Here is a 19,067-nt window from a genome sequence, read left to right on the forward strand (position 1 = left end):
CCTGACGCGCTCGCGCCGGGCAATCGCCCGTCCGCGCGGCAATTCTTTGCGCAAGCATCAACCGAAACAAGCTTAGCAGCGAAAATCTCGGGGCAACCCGCTTGACTCGCGACACGCACCTGATGAACATATGCCCACAAGCAAAGCAAATGCTCGCTTTGGTTCTTGGGAGGAACATTGATGAAACTGACACCCCTTTTCGTGGGCGCGACCTTGCTCGCACTCACCGGCTCCGCATCGGCACAGACGCTCACCATCGCCACCGTGAACAATGGCGACATGATCCGCATGCAGGGTCTGTCGAGCCAGTTCACCGAGGAAACCGGCATCGCCCTCAACTGGGTCGTGCTCGAAGAAAACACCCTGCGCCAGAACGTCACCACTGACATCGCCACCAATGGCGGTCAGTATGACATCATGACCATCGGCACCTACGAAGCGCCGATCTGGGCCAAGCAGGGCTGGCTCAAGCCGCTCGATGCGCTTTCCGCCGATGCCGATTACGACGTCGACGACCTGCTACCCGCTATTCGCGGCGGCCTCTCGGTGGATGGCACGCTCTATGCAGCGCCCTTCTACGGCGAAAGCTCCTTCATCATGTATCGCACCGATCTGATGGAAAAAGCCGGCCTCGAAATGCCCGAAGCGCCGACCTGGGAATTCATCGGCGAAGCTGCACGCGCCATGACCGATCGCGACAACGACATCAACGGCATCTGCCTGCGCGGCAAGGCCGGTTGGGGCGAGAACATGGCCTTCCTCACCGCGATGTCCAATTCGTTCGGCGCCCGCTGGTTCGACGAGAACTGGCAGCCCCAGTTCGATCAGCCCGAGTGGAAGAATACGCTCGACACCTATCTTTCGCTGATGGCCGATGCCGGCCCCTCCGGCGCCTCCTCGAACGGCTTCAACGAAAACCTGACCCTGTTCCAGCAGGGCAAGTGCGGCATGTGGATCGACGCCACGGTTGCCGCGTCCTTCGTGACCAATCCCGAGGATTCCACCGTTGCCGACAAGGTCGGCTTCGCCCAGGCTCCCGATAACGGCCTCGGCAAGCGCGGCAACTGGCTCTGGGCCTGGTCGCTGGCGATCCCGGCTTCCTCGCAGAATGCCGAAGCCGCCGAAACCTTCATCAACTGGGCAACGTCCAAGGACTATCTTGCCCTCGTTGCTGAAAACGAAGGCTGGGCCAACGTGCCTCCTGGCACCCGCACCTCGCTGTACGAGAACCCGGATTACCAGGCTGCCGCCCCCTTCGCTGCCATGACCCTGGCATCGATCGACTCGGCTGATCCCAACGCACCGACCGTCGAGCCCGTGCCCTATGTCGGCGTGCAGTTCGTGGCCATTCCCGAGTTCGCCGGCATCGGCACCAATGTCGGCCAGCTGTTCTCGGCTGCGCTGGCTGGACAGATGTCTGCTGACGACGCCCTGGCTCAGGCCCAGGAAGCCACCCTGCGCGACATGACCCGCGCCGGCTACATCAAATAAGGCCTCCTCCCGTGCAGCGGTCGGCGCATTCTGTGCCGGCCGCCCATCCTCCTGCCCCCTCTCCAGAGGGGCAAGGGAACTGCATCCAGAGTTTGGCGAGATTCCGCCTCGATCACCGACCTACCCCTCGTCCCGCTGGGGAGAGGGCTGGGGTGAGGGGCCTGCCCTTTAAGGGAAAGCGCAACAATGGCCACCAGACAAACCCGCATTCTCGCCCGCACCATGATGGCCCCCGCCGTCATCGTGCTGCTGATCTGGATGGCCGTTCCGCTGGCCATGACCCTGTGGTTCAGCTTCCAGAACTACAGCCTCATCAACCCGATGCTGACCGGTTTCGCCGGCTGGGCCAATTATGCCTATGTCATCGGCGATCCCAGTTTCACCCAGGCGCTGGTCAATACTCTCATTCTGGTCGGTGGGGTCTTGCTGATCACCATTATCGGCGGCACGTTTCTTGCGCTTCTGCTCGATCAGCCCATCTGGGGCCAGGGCATCCTGCGCATACTCGTCATTTCCCCGTTTTTCGTCATGCCGCCGGTTGCAGCCCTGATCTGGAAAAACGGCTTCATGCATCCCGGCTATGGCATGCTCGGCCATCTCTGGAAGGCCTTTGGCCTGCAGCCGGTGGACTGGTTCAACCAATATCCGCTTTTTTCCGTCATCGTCATCGTCGCCTGGCAATGGCTGCCCTTCGCGACATTGATCCTGTTGACGGCCCTGCAATCGCTCTCCGAAGAGCAGCGCGAGGCAGCCGAGATGGATGGCGCCAACGCCGTCAACCGCTTCCGCTTCATCATCCTGCCGCACATGGCGCGGGCGATCACCATCGTGATCCTGATCCAGACCATTTTCCTGCTCGGCATCTTCGCGGAGATTCGCGTCACCACCGGCGGCGGCCCGGGCTACGCCTCCACCAACATCGCCTTCCTGGTGTTCCGCACCGGTATTCTCAGCAACGATATCGGGGCGGGGTCCGCCGGCGGTGTCGTGGCCGTCATCATCGCCAACATCGTCGCCATCTTCCTGATGCGCGCCGTCGGCAAGAACCTCGACGCGTAGGAGAAACACAATGGCTCGCCGCGTTCCCGTTCAAACCCGCATCGGCTTTACCATCCTGGCCTGGGCCATCGCGCTCCTGCTGTTCTCGCCCATCCTGTGGACGATCGTCACGGCCTTCAAGACCGAGGCGGAGGCCATCGCTTCTCCCCCCACTTTCCTGCCACAAACCTTTACGCTCGAAAATTTCGGCGCCGTGCAGGATCGCTCCGACTACATCAAGCACGCGACCAATTCGATCATCGTCTCCTTCGGTTCGACGCTTCTGGGCCTGCTGATCGCCATTCCGGCGGCCTGGTCCATGGCCTTCGCGCCCACCAAGCGCACCAAGGACATCCTGATGTGGATGCTTTCCACCAAGATGATGCCGGCCGTTGGCGTGCTGATCCCGATCTATCTCATCTTCCGCGACCTGCGCCTGCTCGACACCCTGCATGGCCTGACGCTGATCATGACGCTGATCAACCTGCCGATCATCATCTGGATGCTCTACACCTACTTCAAGGAAATCCCGGTCGATATCCTCGAAGCCGCCCGCATGGACGGGGCCGAACTCTGGAACGAGATCACCCATGTGCTTGTGCCCATGGCCGTGCCCGGCATCGCCTCGACCTTGCTGCTCAACGTCATCCTCGCCTGGAACGAAGCGTTCTGGACCATCACGTTGACCTCGGGCCGCTCTGGCACGCTCACCGCCTTCATCTCCTCGTTCTCCTCGCCGCAAGGTCTTTTCCTCGCCAAGCTCTCCGCCGCCTCGCTTCTGGCCATCGCCCCCATCCTGCTGCTCGGCTGGTTCAGCCAGAAGCAGCTCGTGCGTGGCCTGACCTTCGGCGCAGTGAAGTAAAGGGACTAAAAATGGGCTCCATCACCCTCGAAAACGTCAACAAGTCCTTCGGCGAAGTCGAAATCATTCCCGACATCTCGCTCGACATCAAGGACGGTGAATTCGTCGTCTTTGTCGGTCCCTCCGGCTGCGGCAAGTCCACGCTTCTGCGGCTCATTGCCGGCCTCGAGGACACCACGTCCGGCAAGATCCGCCTCGACGGGCAGGATGTCACCGATGCGCCGCCGGCCCGCCGGGGCCTCGCCATGGTGTTCCAGTCCTACGCGCTCTATCCGCATATGAGCGTGCGCGACAACATCGCCTTCCCGCTCAAGATGGCAAAGGTTCCGCAGGCCGAAATCGACCGCAAGGTCGAATATGCCGCCCGCACCCTCAATCTGGGGTCCTATCTCGATCGCAAGCCGCGCGCCCTTTCGGGGGGACAGCGTCAGCGCGTTGCCATCGGCCGTGCCATCGTGCGCGAACCCAAGGCTTTCCTTTTTGACGAACCCCTGTCCAATCTCGATGCCGCGCTGCGCGTCAACATGCGCCTCGAGATCACCGAATTGCATCAGCAGCTCAAGACCACCATGGTCTATGTCACCCATGATCAGGTCGAGGCCATGACCATGGCCGACCGCATCGTCGTGCTCAACGCGGGCAATGTCGAGCAATTCGGCTCGCCGCTCGAACTTTACAAAAAGCCCGCCAATCGCTTCGTCGCCGGCTTCATTGGCTCTCCGAAGATGAACTTCATCGATGGCGCGGAAGCGGCCCGGCACAATGCCCATTCCATTGGTGTTCGCCCCGAGCATTTCGCCCTCTCGACCACGCCGGGCGCCGGGCAGTGGAAAGGCAAGGTCAACGTCGCCGAACAGCTCGGCTCGGATACTTTCCTGCATGTCGATGTGGAAGGCCTTGGCCTCATGACCGTCCGCACCGATGGTGACCAGACCTTCAGGCATGGCGACGAAATCCACCTCACGCCCGACCCCAACCGCATCTATAAGTTCGATGCGGCCGGCAAGGCGATCTGATCATGCACGGCGATCTTCCGCTTCTGGTCATTACCGGTCCGGTAATCCGTCAGGCGGCAGGCCGTCGTGCTGTTCCATTAGCGCAGCGTCATTCCCGCAGAGGCGGGAACCCCTGTTTTCCCTCAACGGAGCTTGCCGCCAGCCCGGCAATGACTTCGGGACTTAAGCCATGACCACCAAACTCTCGCTCGCCTCCCTTCCCGCGATCACCACGGCTGCAAAACCGACATATAGTCGGGCTGACCTCTCGCCCGGCATCGTCCATTTCGGGGTGGGCAATTTCCATCGCGCCCACCAGGCCGTCTATCTCGATGCCCTCTTCAATTCCGGCGAAGGACATGACTGGGCCATTATCGGCGCCGGCACCCGCGCGTCCGACGCTGCCATGCGCGATGCGCTCTCCGCCCAGGATTGGCTGACCAGCGTTGTCGAGCAGGAAGCTGACAGCTCCAAAGCGCACGTGACCGCTGTCATGCTCGATTATCTTGAACCCGGCGACAGCCAGGCCGTCATCGCCGCCCTGACCGATCCGGCGATCCGCATCGTTTCCCTGACCATTACCGAAGGCGGCTACTACATCGATCCGGCCAGCCAGAAATTCGACCCGACCCACCCGGACATCGCCTATGACGCTGCCAATTTCGCCGCGCCGAAAACCGCTTTCGGGCTGATCCTAGCCGGACTGGTGAAGCGCCGCGAAGCCGGCATTGCTCCCTTCACCATCATGTCCTGCGACAACATTCCGGGGAATGGTCACGTCACCCAGAACGCCATTGCCGGCCTTGCCAACCTGATCGATCCGGCCCTGGCCGAATGGGTCCACACCGCTGTCGCCTTCCCCAATGGCATGGTCGACCGCATCACGCCCGCCACTTCGGACCGCGAAAAAGCCATCCTCGCCGAACAATACGGCATTGAGGATGCCTGGCCGGTCTTTTGTGAAAACTTCAAGCAATGGGTGCTGGAAGATCACTTCCCGTCAGGGCGGCCGGCGCTCGAAAAAGTGGGCGTCCAGTTCGTTGCCGATGTTGCGCCCTACGAGCATATGAAGATCCGCATCCTCAATGGTGGCCACGCTACCATAGCCTATCCCGCGGGCCTTCTGGATATTCACTTCGTTCATGAGGCAATGGAGCATCCCCTGGTTTCCGCTTTCCTCAAGAAGGTTGAGAGCGAAGAAATCATCCCCATCGTTCCCCCGGTGCCCGATACCGATCTCAACGATTATTTCGCGCTCTGCGAACAGCGCTTCGCTAATCCCAAGATCGGCGACACCATCCGCCGCCTGGCGCTCGATGGCTCCAACCGGCAGCCCAAGTTCATCATTCCCAGCGCTCTCGACCGGGTCAGTGCTGGCGACGGGGTCATGGGGCTGGCTTTGGTCTCGGCCCTCTGGTGCCGCTATTGCTACGGAACCACCGAAAGCGGCGCGGTCATCGAGCCCAATGACCCGAATTGGGACCGCCTCACCGCCCAGGCCCGCAAGGCCAGGGACAATCCGGCGGCCTGGCTCGAAATGGGCGACATCTATGGGGCACTGGCCGGCGATCCGGCCTTTGTCGCGGCCTTCACGCATTGCCTGACCGCCCTCTGGGCCAATGGCACCACCGCTACGCTCGAAGCCTATCTGGCAGACCGCCTCTAGCCCGCTTCGATACCATCCGCTATGGTCCGCGCCGGACCAAGAAGAGAGGCCGGCGTGGCGCAAGACCTCCTGGTGGGAGTGGATGTCGGAACGGGCAGTGCTCGGGCTGGCGTTTTCACGCGCTCCGGCAAGATGCTGGGGCGGCAGGAAAATCCAATCCTGATGCGGCGCGAAGACGCCAATTTTGCTGAGCATGACAGCACCCAGATCTGGTCTGCCGTCTGTGCGGCCGTGCGCGGCGCCATGGCGAAGGCCGGCGCCGCCCCCGGCGATGTTTCCGGCATCGCCTTCGACGCCACCTGCTCCCTCGTCCTGCTCGACGCTCAGGGCGAGCCGGTCAGCGTCGCCCGCAATGGCGAGGATCGCTGGGATACTGTGGTGTGGATGGACCACAGGGCCCTGGCCGAGGCCGAGCAATGCACCGCCACTGGCCATGAAGTGCTCAACTACATCGGCGGCGTCATGTCACCGGAGATGGAAGTGCCCAAGCTCATGTGGCTCAAGCGCCACCTGCCGGGGAGCTGGGACCGCGCCGGCATGATCTTCGATCTCGCCGACTTCCTGTCCTGGAAAGCCACCGGCTCGCTGGCCCGGTCACAATGCACGCTGGCCACCAAGTGGACCTATATTCCCCACCACGCCGAAAGCTGGAAGGCCGATTTCCTGGCCCAGGTCGGCCTCTCCGATCTCATCGACAAGGCCGCTCTGCCGCAAAAGGCCTCTCCTGTCGGCGCGGATCTGGGTCCGTTGACGCCCCATGCCGCCGACCAGCTGGGCCTTACCATTTCCTGCCGCGTCGGCGCAGGTGTCGTCGATGCCTATGCCGGTGCCCTGGCGGAACTGGGGCCCATCGCCACCGATCCGGGCCGCATGCACCGCCATTGTGCCCTTATCGCCGGCACGTCCAGCTGCGTCATGGCCATGTCCGGCGAAACCAAGGCGATCCGCGGTATCTGGGGCCCCCATCAGGGCACCATTCTCGGCGATTTCTGGCAATTGGAGGGCGGCCAGTCCGCTTCGGGCGCCTTGCTCGATCATATCGTGCGCTGGCATTCAGCGGGCGGCGATCCGACGCCGGAACGCCATCGCGCCATCTGCGCGCGGGTCGTGGAATTGCGCGCGACCGAAGGGCTGGCGCTCGCCAGCCGGCTCCACGTCCTCCCCGATTTTCACGGCAATCGCTCCCCGCTCGCCGCGCCCAACGCTCTGGGCGTCATTTCGGGGCTGACCCTCGACAGCGATTTCGACAGTCTCTGCCGGCTTTACTGGCGCACCTGTGTCGGCATCGTCCTGGGCATCCGTCACATCCTGGACGCCATGCACGAGGGCAATTACGACATCGACCACCTCCACATCATTGGCGGGCACACCAAGAACCCGCTGCTGATGGAGCTTTATGCCGACGCCACGGGCTGCACCGTCGTCGAGCCGACGACGCCCGATGCCACGCTTTTGGGCATGGCCATGATCGCCGCCAATGCCGCCGACCTCTACCCCACCCTGGAAGAGGCCTGCCGTGCCATGCATCAGGGCGGCGTCTTGCACGCACCCAATCCGGCGGCGCGGGCGCATTATGACCGCGACTACCGCATCTTCCTCGAAATGCTGCGCCAGCGTCAGGCCATCGACACGATGCACTAGCCCGCTATCCAGCCGCCGCAAACACCGCTAAGGTCCGCGTCGGGAAGTCATTTTCGTGGCCTTATAGCGAGCGACAGTAGCTGCATGTCGATCAAAGCCGCCATCTATCATCTCACGCACTACAAATATGATCGACCGGTGGTCCTGCAGCCGCAGGTCATTCGTCTGCAGCCGGCGCCTCATTCCAAGACCAAGGTTCTCAGCCATTCGCTGCGCGTCAGCCCGAGCCTGCACTTCGTCAATGTGCAGCAGGACCCCTATGGCAATTTCCTGACGCGCTTCGTCTTTCCCGAGCCGGTCACCGAGCTCAAGATCGAAGTCGACCTCGTCGCCGACATGACGGTCTATAATCCCTTCGATTTCTTCGTCGAGGAAAGCGCCGAAACCTGGCCCTTCGATTATCCCGAGGAGCTGCGCGAAGACCTGGCCATCTATCGCCGCGCCGAGCCCGCCGGCCCGCTGCTGGCCCAATTTCTGGCCTCCATCGACCGATCGCCGCAAAACACCGTCACCTTCGTCACCGGGCTCAATGCGCGCCTCCAGCAGATGACGAATTACATCGTGCGCATGGAAACCGGCGTCTGGTCGCCCGAGGAAACCCTTGCCAATGCCAAGGGCTCATGCCGCGATTCAAGCTGGCTCCTGGTCAATATCCTGCGCCATCTCGGCTTTGCCGCCCGCTTCGTCTCCGGCTATCTCATCCAGCTCAAGCCGGACCTTGTCTCCCTCGACGGCCCCGCCGGCACCGATCGCGATTTCACCGATCTGCATGCCTGGTGCGAGGTCTACCTGCCCGGCGCCGGCTGGATCGGGCTCGACCCGACATCCGGTCTGCTCACCGGCGAAAGTCACGTCCCCCTCGCCGCCACGCCACATTATCGCAACGCCGCGCCCATTTCCGGTTTCGCCTCCTATGCCGAAGTCGACTTCGCCTTCGACATGCAGGTCACCCGCGTTGCCGAGCATCCGCGCATCACCAAGCCCTTTTCCGATGCAAGCTGGCAGCGCCTCGATGCTTTGGGCAAGCAAGTCGATGCCAGGCTGGCGCAGCAGGACGTGCGCCTCACCATGGGCGGCGAGCCCACTTTCGTTTCCATCGACGATTTCGAGGCAGACGAATGGAATGCCGGCGCCGTCGGCCCCACCAAGCGCGCCTTGGCCGATGACCTCATCCGCCGCCTCCGCCAACGCTTCGCGCCCAAAGGCATGCTCCATTACGGACAGGGCAAGTGGTATCCGGGCGAAACGCTCCCCCGCTGGACCTTCTCGCTCTATTGGCGCCATGACGGCAAGCCGCTCTGGACGGACGAAAGTCTCATCGCCCGCGAAGGCGTCAAGACCAGCGCCACCCACGAGGATGCACGGCGCTTCCTTGATGCCTTCGCCCGCAATCTCGGCCTGACCGGCGACACCATTGCCGAGGCCTATGAAGATCCCGGCGAATGGCTGCTCAAGGAAGCCAACCTTCCCGCCAATGTCGATCCGGCCAATTCCGAGCTTGCCGATCCCGAGGCGCGGGCCCGCATCGCCACCGTCTTTGCGCGCGGCCTGACCAATCCCACCGGCTATGTATTGCCGGTGCAGCGCTGGAACGCCGCCGCCTCCAGCCCCTGGCTCACCGAAAAATGGAAGACGCGGCGCGGTAAGCTCTTCCTGGCCCCCGGCGACAGCCCGGCCGGCTATCGCCTGCCGCTCAGTTCCCTCAAGCACCTCAAGGCCACCGACTATCCTCATGTGGTGCCGCTCGATCCGGCGGCACCGCGCGCCGCCCTGCCCGATCCGGAGGAAATGCTCGCCCGCCGCAGCACCGGGCTCGAGATCGATCCTCGCGCGCAGAACACCGCGGCCTTCACCGCCGCTACCGAGCAGCAGGATATCACCGAGCAGGTCATCAGTGAAATCGAAGGGCAGGTCCGCACCGCCGTCACCGCCGAATTGCGCGATCATCGCCTTTGCGTCTTCCTGCCCCCGGTCGAAAAGCTCGAGGATTATCTGGAACTGATCGCCGCCACCGAGGCCGCCGCCCGCGAGATCGGCCAGCCGATCCATCTCGAAGGCTATGCCCCGCCGTCTGATCCGCGCCTCAACGTCATCCGCGTCGCGCCCGATCCGGGCGTCATCGAGGTCAATATCCACCCCGCCTCCAGTTGGGATGATTGCGTCGCCACCACCAACGCCGTCTATGAGGAAGCACGTCAGTCACGCCTGGGTGCCGACAAGTTCATGATCGATGGCAAGCATGTCGGCACTGGCGGCGGCAATCATGTCGTCGTCGGCGGCGCCACCCCGCAGGACAGTCCGTTCCTGCGGCGCCCCGACCTTTTGAAGTCGCTGGTGCTGCACTGGCAGCGCCACCCTTCGATGAGCTACCTGTTCTCGGGGCTGTTTATCGGCCCCACCAGCCAGGCGCCACGCTTCGACGAGGCCCGTCACGATAGCCTCTACGAGCTCGAAATCGCCATGGCCCAGGTTCCTGGGCCGGGCGAGGGCGAAGCGCCTTTGCCCTGGCTGGTCGATCGCCTGTTCCGCAACCTTCTCACCGACGTCACCGGCAATACCCATCGCTCCGAAATCTGCATCGACAAGCTCTTCTCGCCCGATGGCCCCACCGGCCGGCTGGGACTTGTCGAGTTCCGCGGGTTCGAGATGCCGCCCAATGCCCGCATGAGCCTGGCCCAGCAATTGCTGATCCGCGCGCTCATCGCCCGCTATTGGGAACGCCCGTTTTCGGGCGACTTTACCCGCTGGGGTACGAGCCTGCATGATCGCTTCATGCTCGGCACCCATGTCTGGCAGGATTTCCTCGGCGTGCTCGCCGATCTGCGCGAACATGGTTTCGACTTCGATCCGCAATGGTTCGCCGCCCAGCGCGAATTCCGCTTTCCCTTCTGCGGCGAGGTCAGCGTCGAAGACGTCCGGCTCGAACTGCGCCAGGCGCTCGAGCCCTGGCACGTCATGGGCGAACAAGGTGCCATCGGCGGCACTGTGCGCTTCGTGGACTCGTCGCTCGAACGCCTCGAAGTCACCCTCGAAACCGCTAATCCCGCTCGCTACACCGTCACCTGCAACCAGCGTCCGGTGCCGCTCAGGGCCGCCGGCGCAGCGGGCACTGCCGTCGCCGGGGTACGGTTCAAGGCCTGGCAGCCTGCCTCGGGCATGCATCCGGCGCTTCCGGTCAATGCCCCGCTGGTCTTCGACATCTATGACACCTGGACCGGTCGGGCCATCGGTGGCTGCACCTATCATGTCGCCCATCCGGGCGGCCGCAATTACGAAACCTTCCCTGTCAATGGCAACGAGGCCGAGGCCCGTCGCCTCGCCCGCTTCGTGCCGCACAATTACACGCCCGGCACCTATGCCCTGCGCCCCGAAAAGCCTGCGGACGATTTCCCGCTGACGCTTGACCTGCGGCGCCCGCCACGGTTCACGTAAGCCATGACTTCGCGGAATCAGGAAACCCGCGGCAAGCCCCCGGCCGGACCCAGCATCATTGCTGATTACCGGCTGATGCCGGGCGTGCCGGACGAGATGATCGACCCGTCCGGCGCCATCAGGCCGGGCTGGGACAAGCTGATGTCGGCCTTCGATGCTCTGGGCCCCACCGAGCTGGCCGCCCGCTTCGAGCGCGCCGATCAATACCTGCGCGATGCCGGCGTGTTCTATCGCAAATATGACGGCGCCGAAGGCAAGGAGCGGGCCTGGCCGCTCGCCCATATTCCGCTGTTGATCGACGAAACCGACTGGACCGCCATTTCCAGTGGCCTTACCCAGCGTGCCGATCTGCTCGAACGTATCGTGGCCGACATCTATGGCGACAACCGCCTGGTCCAGGAGGGCTTGCTGCCACCCGAACTGGTGGCACAGAATGGCGAATTCCTGCGCCCAATGGTCGGCATTCGCCCGGTCAACGGCCATTTCCTGCACTTCTGCGCCTTCGAGCTGGGGCGCGGCCCCGATGGCGCATGGTGGGTTTTGGGCGACCGGACGCAGGCCCCCTCGGGTGCCGGCTTTGCGCTCGAAAACCGCGTCGCCACCACCCGCGCCCTTTCGGACATCTATGGTGACATGAACATCAACCGGCTGGCCGGTTTCTTCCGTGATTTCCGCAACACGCTCTTTGCTCAGGCCCGCCGCGATGGCGGCCGCGTCGGCATTCTGACGCCCGGCCAGCTCAACGAGACCTATTTCGAGCATGCCTATATCGCCCGCTATCTCGGGCTCATGCTGCTCGAAGGCGAGGATCTGGTGGTTTCCGATGGTCAGGTCATGGTGCGCACCGTGGCCGGGCTCAAGCCGGTCAGCGTGCTCTGGCGGCGCATGGATGCCAGCTTCGTCGATCCGCTCGAGTTGCGCTATGACAGCCATATCGGCACGCCCGGCATGGTCGAGGCCCTGCGCAGCGGCTCCATCGCCATGATCAATGCGCTGGGCACCGGCATTCTCGAGACCCGGTCCTTGGCCGCCTTCATGCCGCGCGTCAGCAAGCACCTGCTCGGCTCCGAACTGCAATTGCCCGAAATCGCCACCTGGTGGTGCGGCCAGCCCGCCGAGCGCGACTATGTCCTCGACAATTTCGATCGGCTGATGATCGGTCCCGCCTTCTCCACCGCCCTGCCTTTCGACGATTTGCGCGGCACCGCCTTGGGCGCCGGGATGACGCCCGATCAGAAAGCCCAGCTCAAGGACCGCATCGCGCGCAACGGCAAGGATTATGTCGGCCAGGAGCCGGTGCAGCTCTCTACCGCCCCCGTTTATGTCGATGGGCGGCTCGAACCACGCCCCATTACCCTGCGCGTCTATGCGGCGCGTACCGAGACCGGCTGGACCATCATGCCGGGAGGCTTCGCCCGCGTCGGCTCCACCAACGATACCAGCGCCATCGCCATGCAGCGCGGCGGTCAGGCAGCCGACGTCTGGGTCCTGTCCTCCCGCCCCGTCGAAGTGGTGTCGCTGCTGCCGCGTGAAGACGAAAAACTAGTGCGCAATTCGCCTGGCAGCCTGCCCAGCCGCGCGGCCGACAATCTTATCTGGCTGGGCCGTTACGCCGAACGCTGCGAAGCCACCGTCCGCATCCTGCGCGCCTATAATGCGCGCCTCGCCGAACTGTCCAAGCCCGACCTGCCCATTCTGACCCATTGCGCTAAATTTCTCGAAAGCATCGATGTCGATGCCACCGAGGCCATGCCCCATGGCCTGCTGGCCTCCATCGACAGTGCCGTGCACAGCGCAGGCCAGATTCGCGATCGGTTTTCCCCCGATGGCTGGCTGGCGCTCAACGATCTCCAGAAGTCCGCCCGTCGCTTTGCCGAACGCGTCAGCCCCGGCGACGATGCCACGCGCGCCATGACCGTCATCCTGCGCAAGCTTGCCGGGTTCTCCGGCCTTGTGCACGAGAACATGTATCGCTTTGCCGGCTGGCGCTTCCTCGAACTCGGCCGCCGGCTCGAGCGCGCCGTGCAGATGGCGCGGGTCACCGGCTGGCTCTCCGGACCCGATGCGCCCGATGGCTCTCTCGAAATCCTGCTCGAAATCGGCGACAGCGTCATGTCGCATCGCCGCCGCTATTCGGTCAGTGCCGGCCCGCAAAGCGCCATCGACCTCCTCATCCTCGACCCGCTCAATCCACGCTCGGTGCTGTTTCAGCTCACCGAGCTGCGCGCCCAGGTCGAGACCCTGCCCGGCGGCATCGAGGACGGGCAGCTGTCGCCGGTGGCGCGGGCCGCCTTGCAGCTGCATACCGACCTTGTCATCGCCGAGCCGCGTGACATGACGCCGGAACGGCTCGAACGGCTCGCCGACGACATCGCCATGCTGGCCAGCCTCATTGCTGCCGCCTATTTCACCTGATCGCCATGCTTTATGACGTCCGCCTGACGCTCGAATATGATTATGACGCACCCGTCCATGGCGGCGCTCACCATATCCGCGTGGTGCCCGCCAACATGCGCAACGTTCAGCGCGTCGTGGCCTCCTCGCTGACCATTTCGCCCCGTCCACACCGGCAGACGAGCTTCATCGACTTCTTCGGCAATCCGGTGACGGCCATCACCATGGTCGAGCCGCATGACAAGCTGGAAATCCGCCTCAGCGCCCGCGTGCAGGTCGAGGACCTGACACCCCCGGCCGACCTTTCGCCGACGCGCGACAGGCTGGCCCAGGAAGTCGAGCGCTATTGGTCCATCGAGCCCAACTCCCCGCAACATTTCCTGGCCGCCTCGCCGCGCGCCCAGCTGGTGCCGGCCATTACCGATTATGTCGATGAGGTCACGCAGGGCCATCAATCGGTCCTCTCGATCGCCACCGCGCTCTGCATGGCGATCAACCGCGATTTCGAATACGACCCCAAGGCCACGGATGTGGAAACCCGGCCCGCCGAGGCCTTCGCCCTGCGCAAGGGGGTGTGCCAGGATTTTGCCCATGTGATGATTGCGGGCTTGCGCGGCATCGGCATTCCCGCCGGCTATGTCTCGGGTTTCCTGCGCACCAATCCGCCGCCCGGCAAGGCTCGGCTCGAGGGGGCCGATGCCATGCATGCCTGGGTCCGTGCCTGGTGCGGACAGCATGTGGGCTGGGTGGAATTCGACCCTACCAATGCCATGATCGCCGGGAGCGACCACATCTCCATCGCCCATGGCCGCGACTATGCCGATGTATCGCCCATCGTCGGCGTCCTGCGGACACATGGCTCTCATGAAACCCGTCAGTCTGTGGATGTGCTGCGGGTTGAATAATGCCCTTTGAGGGCGCGGGAACCAAAATTCCCCTTTCCCCGTTCTTCTGCCACGCAGCCAACGGCAAGGCCGCAGGAGACGGAAAATGAACCAGTACCAGATCAGAAATCTTGAAGATGCAGGTCGCTCCACCGCTGTGTGGGCATCGGACGTTTTCGATCACCAGCCGCGCTTTGCAGATGTCGCCATGGCGCTCCTGCCGGCCACGCTGATCCTGGTTGCCGCCACTGCCCTTCTGGTCGCGCTGCTCTAGTCGGCGACCACACGGTTCGCCCAGCTTTTTAGGAGGGTTACATGACGCTCGGCACAATTCTCATCATCATTCTCATTCTTCTTCTGATCGGCGCGCTGCCGAACTGGGGATACTCGCGCGGCTTCGGCTACTTCCCGTCCGGTATCCTGGGCGTGGTTCTGGTGGTGGTGCTCATCCTCGTGCTGATGGGACGCATCTAGCCCCTCTCCAACAAGGCATGAACTCTCCCTAGACGTTCATGCCGGCGCGGACCGGAGACGCCCCCTCTCCGGCCGCAACCATGTCCCGGCAGGTGCAAGCCTGCCGGGTTTGGTTTTGAATATTTCCGGGAACCAGCGCCCGGCTGGGGCATTTCACCCGTAATTGAAAAGGAGCCCTTTAATGGCAAGCACCACCGACATGGCCTCCGCGGCCCGCAAGAGCGCCCGCAGCGCATCCGCTGAAACCCGCGAGCAGGAACTCGAATTGCAGGTCAAGCAGCTGCAGGACGATCTCAAGTCGATCACCGAGACGCTCGGCAAGCTGACCAACGACAAGGTCGGCGAAGCGCGCGAAGTGGCTTCCACAGAGCTGCGTCATCTCAAGCGCAAGGGCGAAGCCATGCTGAGCGATGCGCAGGATCAGGCCGAGGAAGTAGAACAGCAGCTCAAGGACTCCATCCGCAAGAAGCCGCTGACCGCCGTGGCCACCGCTGCCGGCATCGGCTTCCTGTTCGCCCTGCTCACCCGGCACTGACCATGGGGCTGATCGCGCCGCTGGCGGCCCTGTTCGGCCTCGAGCTCGAAAATGTCGCAGCCCGCGTTCGGGCTGCGGCGATCATCTATGGATTGATCGCGCTTTTCCTTCTGACGGCCGCCATCTTTCTTACGGTCGCCGGCTACCTGGCCTTGGCCGATCTGTTCAGCCCCTTCATCGCCGCTCTGGTAATGTGCGGGACGTTTCTTTTGCTGGCTCTGGCCGTCTATGCCGGCGCCGCAATCGCCCATGGCAACCAGCGTCGCAAGGCCATCCAGCGTCGCAGATCCAGTGAATCGGGGGCGTTCGTGACCACCGCAGCATTGACCGCTCTGCCCATGCTGCTGCGCTCGCCCCTCGTGGTCAAGCTTGGCCTGCCCGCCGCAGCCATTGCCGCCGTGGCTTTGCTGCGCGAATCTCGCGACGACGATTGATCCTTGGTCAGGCCTGGACGTTTCCGGGCCTGACCACGCTCAACGCGCCGGGATGGATCTTGAGCGTCACGCTCGGATCGAGCGCTATCAATTCCCCATCGACAACCGCATGATTGCCACGCTTGCGTTTCGGAAAGCGCAGGACCAGCTCGGGCACTTCGGCCTCGCTCACCAGCGCATTGTCGCGCCAGCGGCCGGTAAAGACGTCGATCGCCAGCGCCAGCAATTCACGGCTCGTCGTTCCGGCGGCTACATAGACCCCCAACAGCCCGCTATCGAGCCGCCCTGCGACCGGGATCGTCCCATCGCCTAGAGGATTGTTCGACACGGCAATGCCGGTGACCGTCTGCCGTCGCGGACCATCGGTCCCCACGAGCTCCACCTCAAAGCGTGGCGGATTGATCGCTGCGGCCAGCACCGCCTTGAGATTGGCGAGGATTTTCCCCACCCGGTCGCGATAGGTCATCTCATTGCGAATGCGCACGAGCCGCGCATGAATGCCAACCCCGAACTGATGCACGAATGGCCGGCCATTGGCCGTCGCGATGTCGATCTGGTCGAGCTGGCCCCGGGCAATGGCCTCCAGCGCATCGTCGAGGTCGAGCGGCATGTCGAGCGCCCGGGCGAAAAGGTTCATCGTACCCGCCGGCAGGACGGCCAGCGGCTTGCCGCTCGCAAAAGCTGCGGCAGCAGCGGCGGAGATCGTTCCGTCGCCGCCCCCGGCCAGCATCACGTCCACCTTCTCATCCTTGGCCGCTTCGGCCAGAGCGGCCTCGACATCGCCGCCACTGATCACCCGGCAGTCGAGGTCGTGCCCCGCCGCGGCAAACACGACTTTCGCCTTGCTGCAGAAGTCGTCGAGGTCCATGGAGCGCAATGTGCCCCCGTCCTTGTTCAGAATGGCCCGAAAATACATGTCACGGCTCCAGCGAAGGGTGCGAGGTCTGCATCAGGCCTGGCAGGGAAATATTGACCTCGACACCGCCCGACAACGACGTGTCGTAATGAGGCTCGCCACCGAACTGGCTCGCCAATTGCCGCACGATGACCGAGCCGAGGCCGCCCTCACCGGACGGGTCCTGCCCGAGCCCAACCCCGTCATCACGCACTCTTAGGTGTGGAATGCCGTTCTCGGCGCGAAACAGGCGAACCGAGATCGTGCCGGCCCGCCGGTCGGGAAACCCGTGCTTGATGGCATTGGTGACCAATTCGCCCACCAGGATGCCCAGCGTCGTGGCGTCCCGCGCGCTGACATTGATCGGCTCGATCTCGCTGTGCAGCGTCAGGCGCTTGTTGTCCGGCTGGGTGGTGGCAAGGTCCTCGATGACATTGCCCAGGAAATCCTGTGCACTGGCGGTTTCGAGATCGTCTGTCAGCCGCAGCCGGCGATGCGCCGAGGCAATGGCATGAATACGCAATCGCGCTGCCTCCAGCGCGTCCTGAACATCCTGCGACGGGCTGCGCATGGCCTGCAGCGCCAGCAGCGAAGACACCGTGGTCAGCGAATTGCCGACCCGGTGATTGGTGTCCTGCAACAGCGCCTCCACCCGCAATTGCTCGCGCTCCGCGTTGGCCCGGGCCTCCTCCAGATCGCGGATGCGGTCGGCCACCTGCACTTCGAGCGCCTCGTTCTGCGTTCTCAGCCCCATCTGGTTTTTCGCCAGCACGCTGATCTGTCGCTGCGAACGCGACATCAGCGCCCAGGCAAGCGTGACCGAGGCGCCCAGCGCAAAGATCAGCGCAGCCACCAGCGCCTTGCGTCCCCCGTCGATGGCCGCATTGCGCGCGACGAGCTTGGCGTCCTCTTCGGCAATGAAGCGCTCGAGCGTCTGGCTGACCTCGCCCATCATCGGCGCTGCAAGGATAGTCTCGGCCTGCCATGGGCCGGGCCCGGCATTGGCCTCTTCGGCAGCTGTGACCGCCCGGGCCATTTCGCTCATCTTGGCGCCGATGTCCTCGACGATAATCCGCATGGGCGCGCCCTGCTCCGGCTCGTTCTGGCTGAGCATGCTCAGGCCCTCGACCCGCTGGTTCACCGTCAGCCGAGCCGTGTTGTAGAGCTCGAGGAATTGCGCATTCCCCGTGAGCAGGAAGCCCCGCTGATTGGCTTCGGCCTGGCTCACCGCATGGGAGAGTTCGCGCGCACTCGTTCTAAGCGCATGCGACTGGGTGATGTCGGCAATCTGTTGCTCGATAAAGCGCATCTGCAGCAACGAGCCCAGCGCCGCCAGGCAGACCAGCGCCAGCGAAACCCATATGGCAACGCGCCGCAAGCCGGGACGCCTCGCCGGTCGATCGGATGTGCTTTCGGCCGCTTGGTCCACCACACTCATTCCGTCCAACACCGTTCGAGGGGCCGCGCTGTCCGCCCAGGGGAAAATTCAGCTTTGCGCAAGTGCCGTGGCAGGATTGAGGCCATCTACCATCAGATCAGCGGCCGCTTGCGTCGCGACAACCCTTCCCATCCGGCCACGTCCATCAAGCCGTCGAGGTCCAGCACCTCGCAGGCGCCACCCAGCCAGCGGATCAGTTCCATATTGGTCAGTTTGCGCAACGTCTTGTTGGTATGGACGATCGAAAGGCCGAGCGTGTCGGCCACATGCTGCTGGTTGATGGGGATCTGAACGCGCTTGCCCATTTCCAGTGCCAGCGCCCGCTCGTGCAGGAACGACAAGAGATAAGCGGTTCGCTCCAATGCGGTGCGTCGGCCCAGGCTCAGCAGATGATTGTCCAGCATGCGCTCTTCCTGCGCCGCCAGCCACGTCACGTCAAACCCCAATCCCGGATGTGCCCCGAACAATTCGTCGAGCCGATCCCTCTGGAACACGCAGAGCACCACCGAGGACAGCGCCTCAACCGAATGATCCATTTCGCCGATAACCGAGCCCTGCAAGCCCACGAGGTCACCGGGCAAAAGATAATTGAGCACCTGGCGCCGCCCATCCGGCAGCGTCTTGAAGCGAAATGCCCAGCCCGAGAGGAGCGTGTAGAGATGCGCGCTATGAGCCCCTTCCGACACGATCACGGCACCCGGCTCGGCCATCATCTCGCCGGTCTTGAAGTGTGACACGAATTTGATCTCGGGCGCGGTGAAGTCCCGAAACGTCTCGAGGGGACGCAAGGGGCACTGTTCGCACGGCACGCGCCGGCCGGTATGCGGAATGATCAGACTCACCAAATGCCCCAACGCGACCCAATCATGCCTTCAACGCAGCGTCACC

At 63.5% G+C, this 19,067-nt stretch carries 16 protein-coding genes; 13 read left to right on the plus strand and 3 right to left on the minus strand.

Annotated elements, in window-relative coordinates:
- Positions 1–180 precede the first annotated feature (180 nt).
- From VE26_RS10955 to VE26_RS11005, 13 genes are all read left to right on the plus strand, one after another.
- Positions 181–1,491, plus strand: a complete 1,311-nt coding sequence (locus VE26_RS10955; RefSeq protein ID WP_046105333.1) for an ABC transporter substrate-binding protein — start codon at positions 181–183, stop codon at positions 1,489–1,491.
- A 186-nt stretch (positions 1,492–1,677) separates the two neighbouring features.
- Complete coding sequence (locus tag VE26_RS10960; protein WP_046105334.1) at positions 1,678–2,550, plus strand: carbohydrate ABC transporter permease; 873 nt, start codon at positions 1,678–1,680, stop codon at positions 2,548–2,550.
- A 10-nt stretch (positions 2,551–2,560) separates the two neighbouring features.
- Positions 2,561–3,391 (plus strand): carbohydrate ABC transporter permease, encoded by an 831-nt coding sequence (locus VE26_RS10965; protein WP_046105335.1) that lies wholly within the window; start codon positions 2,561–2,563, stop codon positions 3,389–3,391.
- A gap of 11 nt (positions 3,392–3,402) precedes the next feature.
- Positions 3,403–4,407 carry an ABC transporter ATP-binding protein gene (locus VE26_RS10970; protein WP_046105336.1) on the plus strand — a complete coding sequence of 335 codons (1,005 nt, stop codon included), beginning with the start codon at positions 3,403–3,405 and terminating at the stop codon, positions 4,405–4,407.
- Positions 4,408–4,576: 169 nt separating this feature from the next.
- Positions 4,577–6,052, plus strand: coding sequence for a mannitol dehydrogenase family protein (locus VE26_RS10975; RefSeq protein ID WP_046105337.1), 1,476 nt, complete (start codon positions 4,577–4,579; stop codon positions 6,050–6,052).
- Between the two features lie 54 nt (positions 6,053–6,106).
- Positions 6,107–7,693: an FGGY-family carbohydrate kinase gene (locus VE26_RS10980; RefSeq protein ID WP_244465683.1), complete on the plus strand. Its 1,587-nt coding sequence runs from the start codon at positions 6,107–6,109 to the stop codon at positions 7,691–7,693.
- A gap of 84 nt (positions 7,694–7,777) precedes the next feature.
- Positions 7,778–11,125: a transglutaminase family protein gene (locus VE26_RS10985; RefSeq protein ID WP_046105339.1), complete on the plus strand. Its 3,348-nt coding sequence runs from the start codon at positions 7,778–7,780 to the stop codon at positions 11,123–11,125.
- A 3-nt stretch (positions 11,126–11,128) separates the two neighbouring features.
- A complete protein-coding gene (locus VE26_RS10990; protein WP_046105340.1) occupies positions 11,129–13,540 on the plus strand; it encodes a circularly permuted type 2 ATP-grasp protein in 2,412 nt (803 codons plus the stop codon).
- Positions 13,541–13,545: 5 nt separating this feature from the next.
- On the plus strand, positions 13,546–14,424 hold the full coding sequence (locus tag VE26_RS10995) for a transglutaminase family protein (RefSeq protein WP_046105341.1): 879 nt from the start codon (positions 13,546–13,548) through the stop codon (positions 14,422–14,424).
- A gap of 85 nt (positions 14,425–14,509) precedes the next feature.
- Complete coding sequence (locus VE26_RS18100) at positions 14,510–14,677, plus strand: hypothetical protein (RefSeq protein ID WP_160297838.1); 168 nt, start codon at positions 14,510–14,512, stop codon at positions 14,675–14,677.
- Between the two features lie 41 nt (positions 14,678–14,718).
- Positions 14,719–14,877, plus strand: coding sequence for a DUF3309 family protein (locus VE26_RS17480; RefSeq protein WP_084620373.1), 159 nt, complete (start codon positions 14,719–14,721; stop codon positions 14,875–14,877).
- 181 nt (positions 14,878–15,058) lie between these two features.
- Complete coding sequence (locus tag VE26_RS11000) at positions 15,059–15,412, plus strand: ElaB/YgaM/YqjD family protein (RefSeq protein ID WP_052715852.1); 354 nt, start codon at positions 15,059–15,061, stop codon at positions 15,410–15,412.
- A gap of 2 nt (positions 15,413–15,414) precedes the next feature.
- Positions 15,415–15,846: a hypothetical protein gene (locus VE26_RS11005; RefSeq protein ID WP_046105342.1), complete on the plus strand. Its 432-nt coding sequence runs from the start codon at positions 15,415–15,417 to the stop codon at positions 15,844–15,846.
- A gap of 7 nt (positions 15,847–15,853) precedes the next feature.
- On the opposite strand, the gene VE26_RS11010 is transcribed toward VE26_RS11005, so the two are convergent.
- The 3 genes from VE26_RS11010 to VE26_RS11020 all read right to left on the minus strand — a co-directional run bounded on the left by VE26_RS11010 (position 15,854) and on the right by VE26_RS11020 (position 19,021).
- On the minus strand, positions 15,854–16,762 hold the full coding sequence (locus tag VE26_RS11010; protein WP_046105343.1) for a diacylglycerol/lipid kinase family protein: 909 nt from the start codon (positions 16,760–16,762) through the stop codon (positions 15,854–15,856).
- 1 nt (position 16,763) lies between these two features.
- Positions 16,764–18,119, minus strand: coding sequence for a sensor histidine kinase (locus VE26_RS11015; protein ID WP_160297839.1), 1,356 nt, complete (start codon positions 18,117–18,119; stop codon positions 16,764–16,766).
- 152 nt (positions 18,120–18,271) lie between these two features.
- The gene (locus tag VE26_RS11020; protein WP_046105345.1) at positions 18,272–19,021 is read right to left on the minus strand and encodes a Crp/Fnr family transcriptional regulator; all 750 of its coding nucleotides are present in this window, start codon (positions 19,019–19,021) and stop codon (positions 18,272–18,274) included.
- Positions 19,022–19,067: the final 46 nt, after the last annotated feature.

This window comes from Devosia chinhatensis (genome assembly GCF_000969445.1).
Taxonomy (GTDB): domain Bacteria; phylum Pseudomonadota; class Alphaproteobacteria; order Rhizobiales; family Devosiaceae; genus Devosia; species Devosia chinhatensis.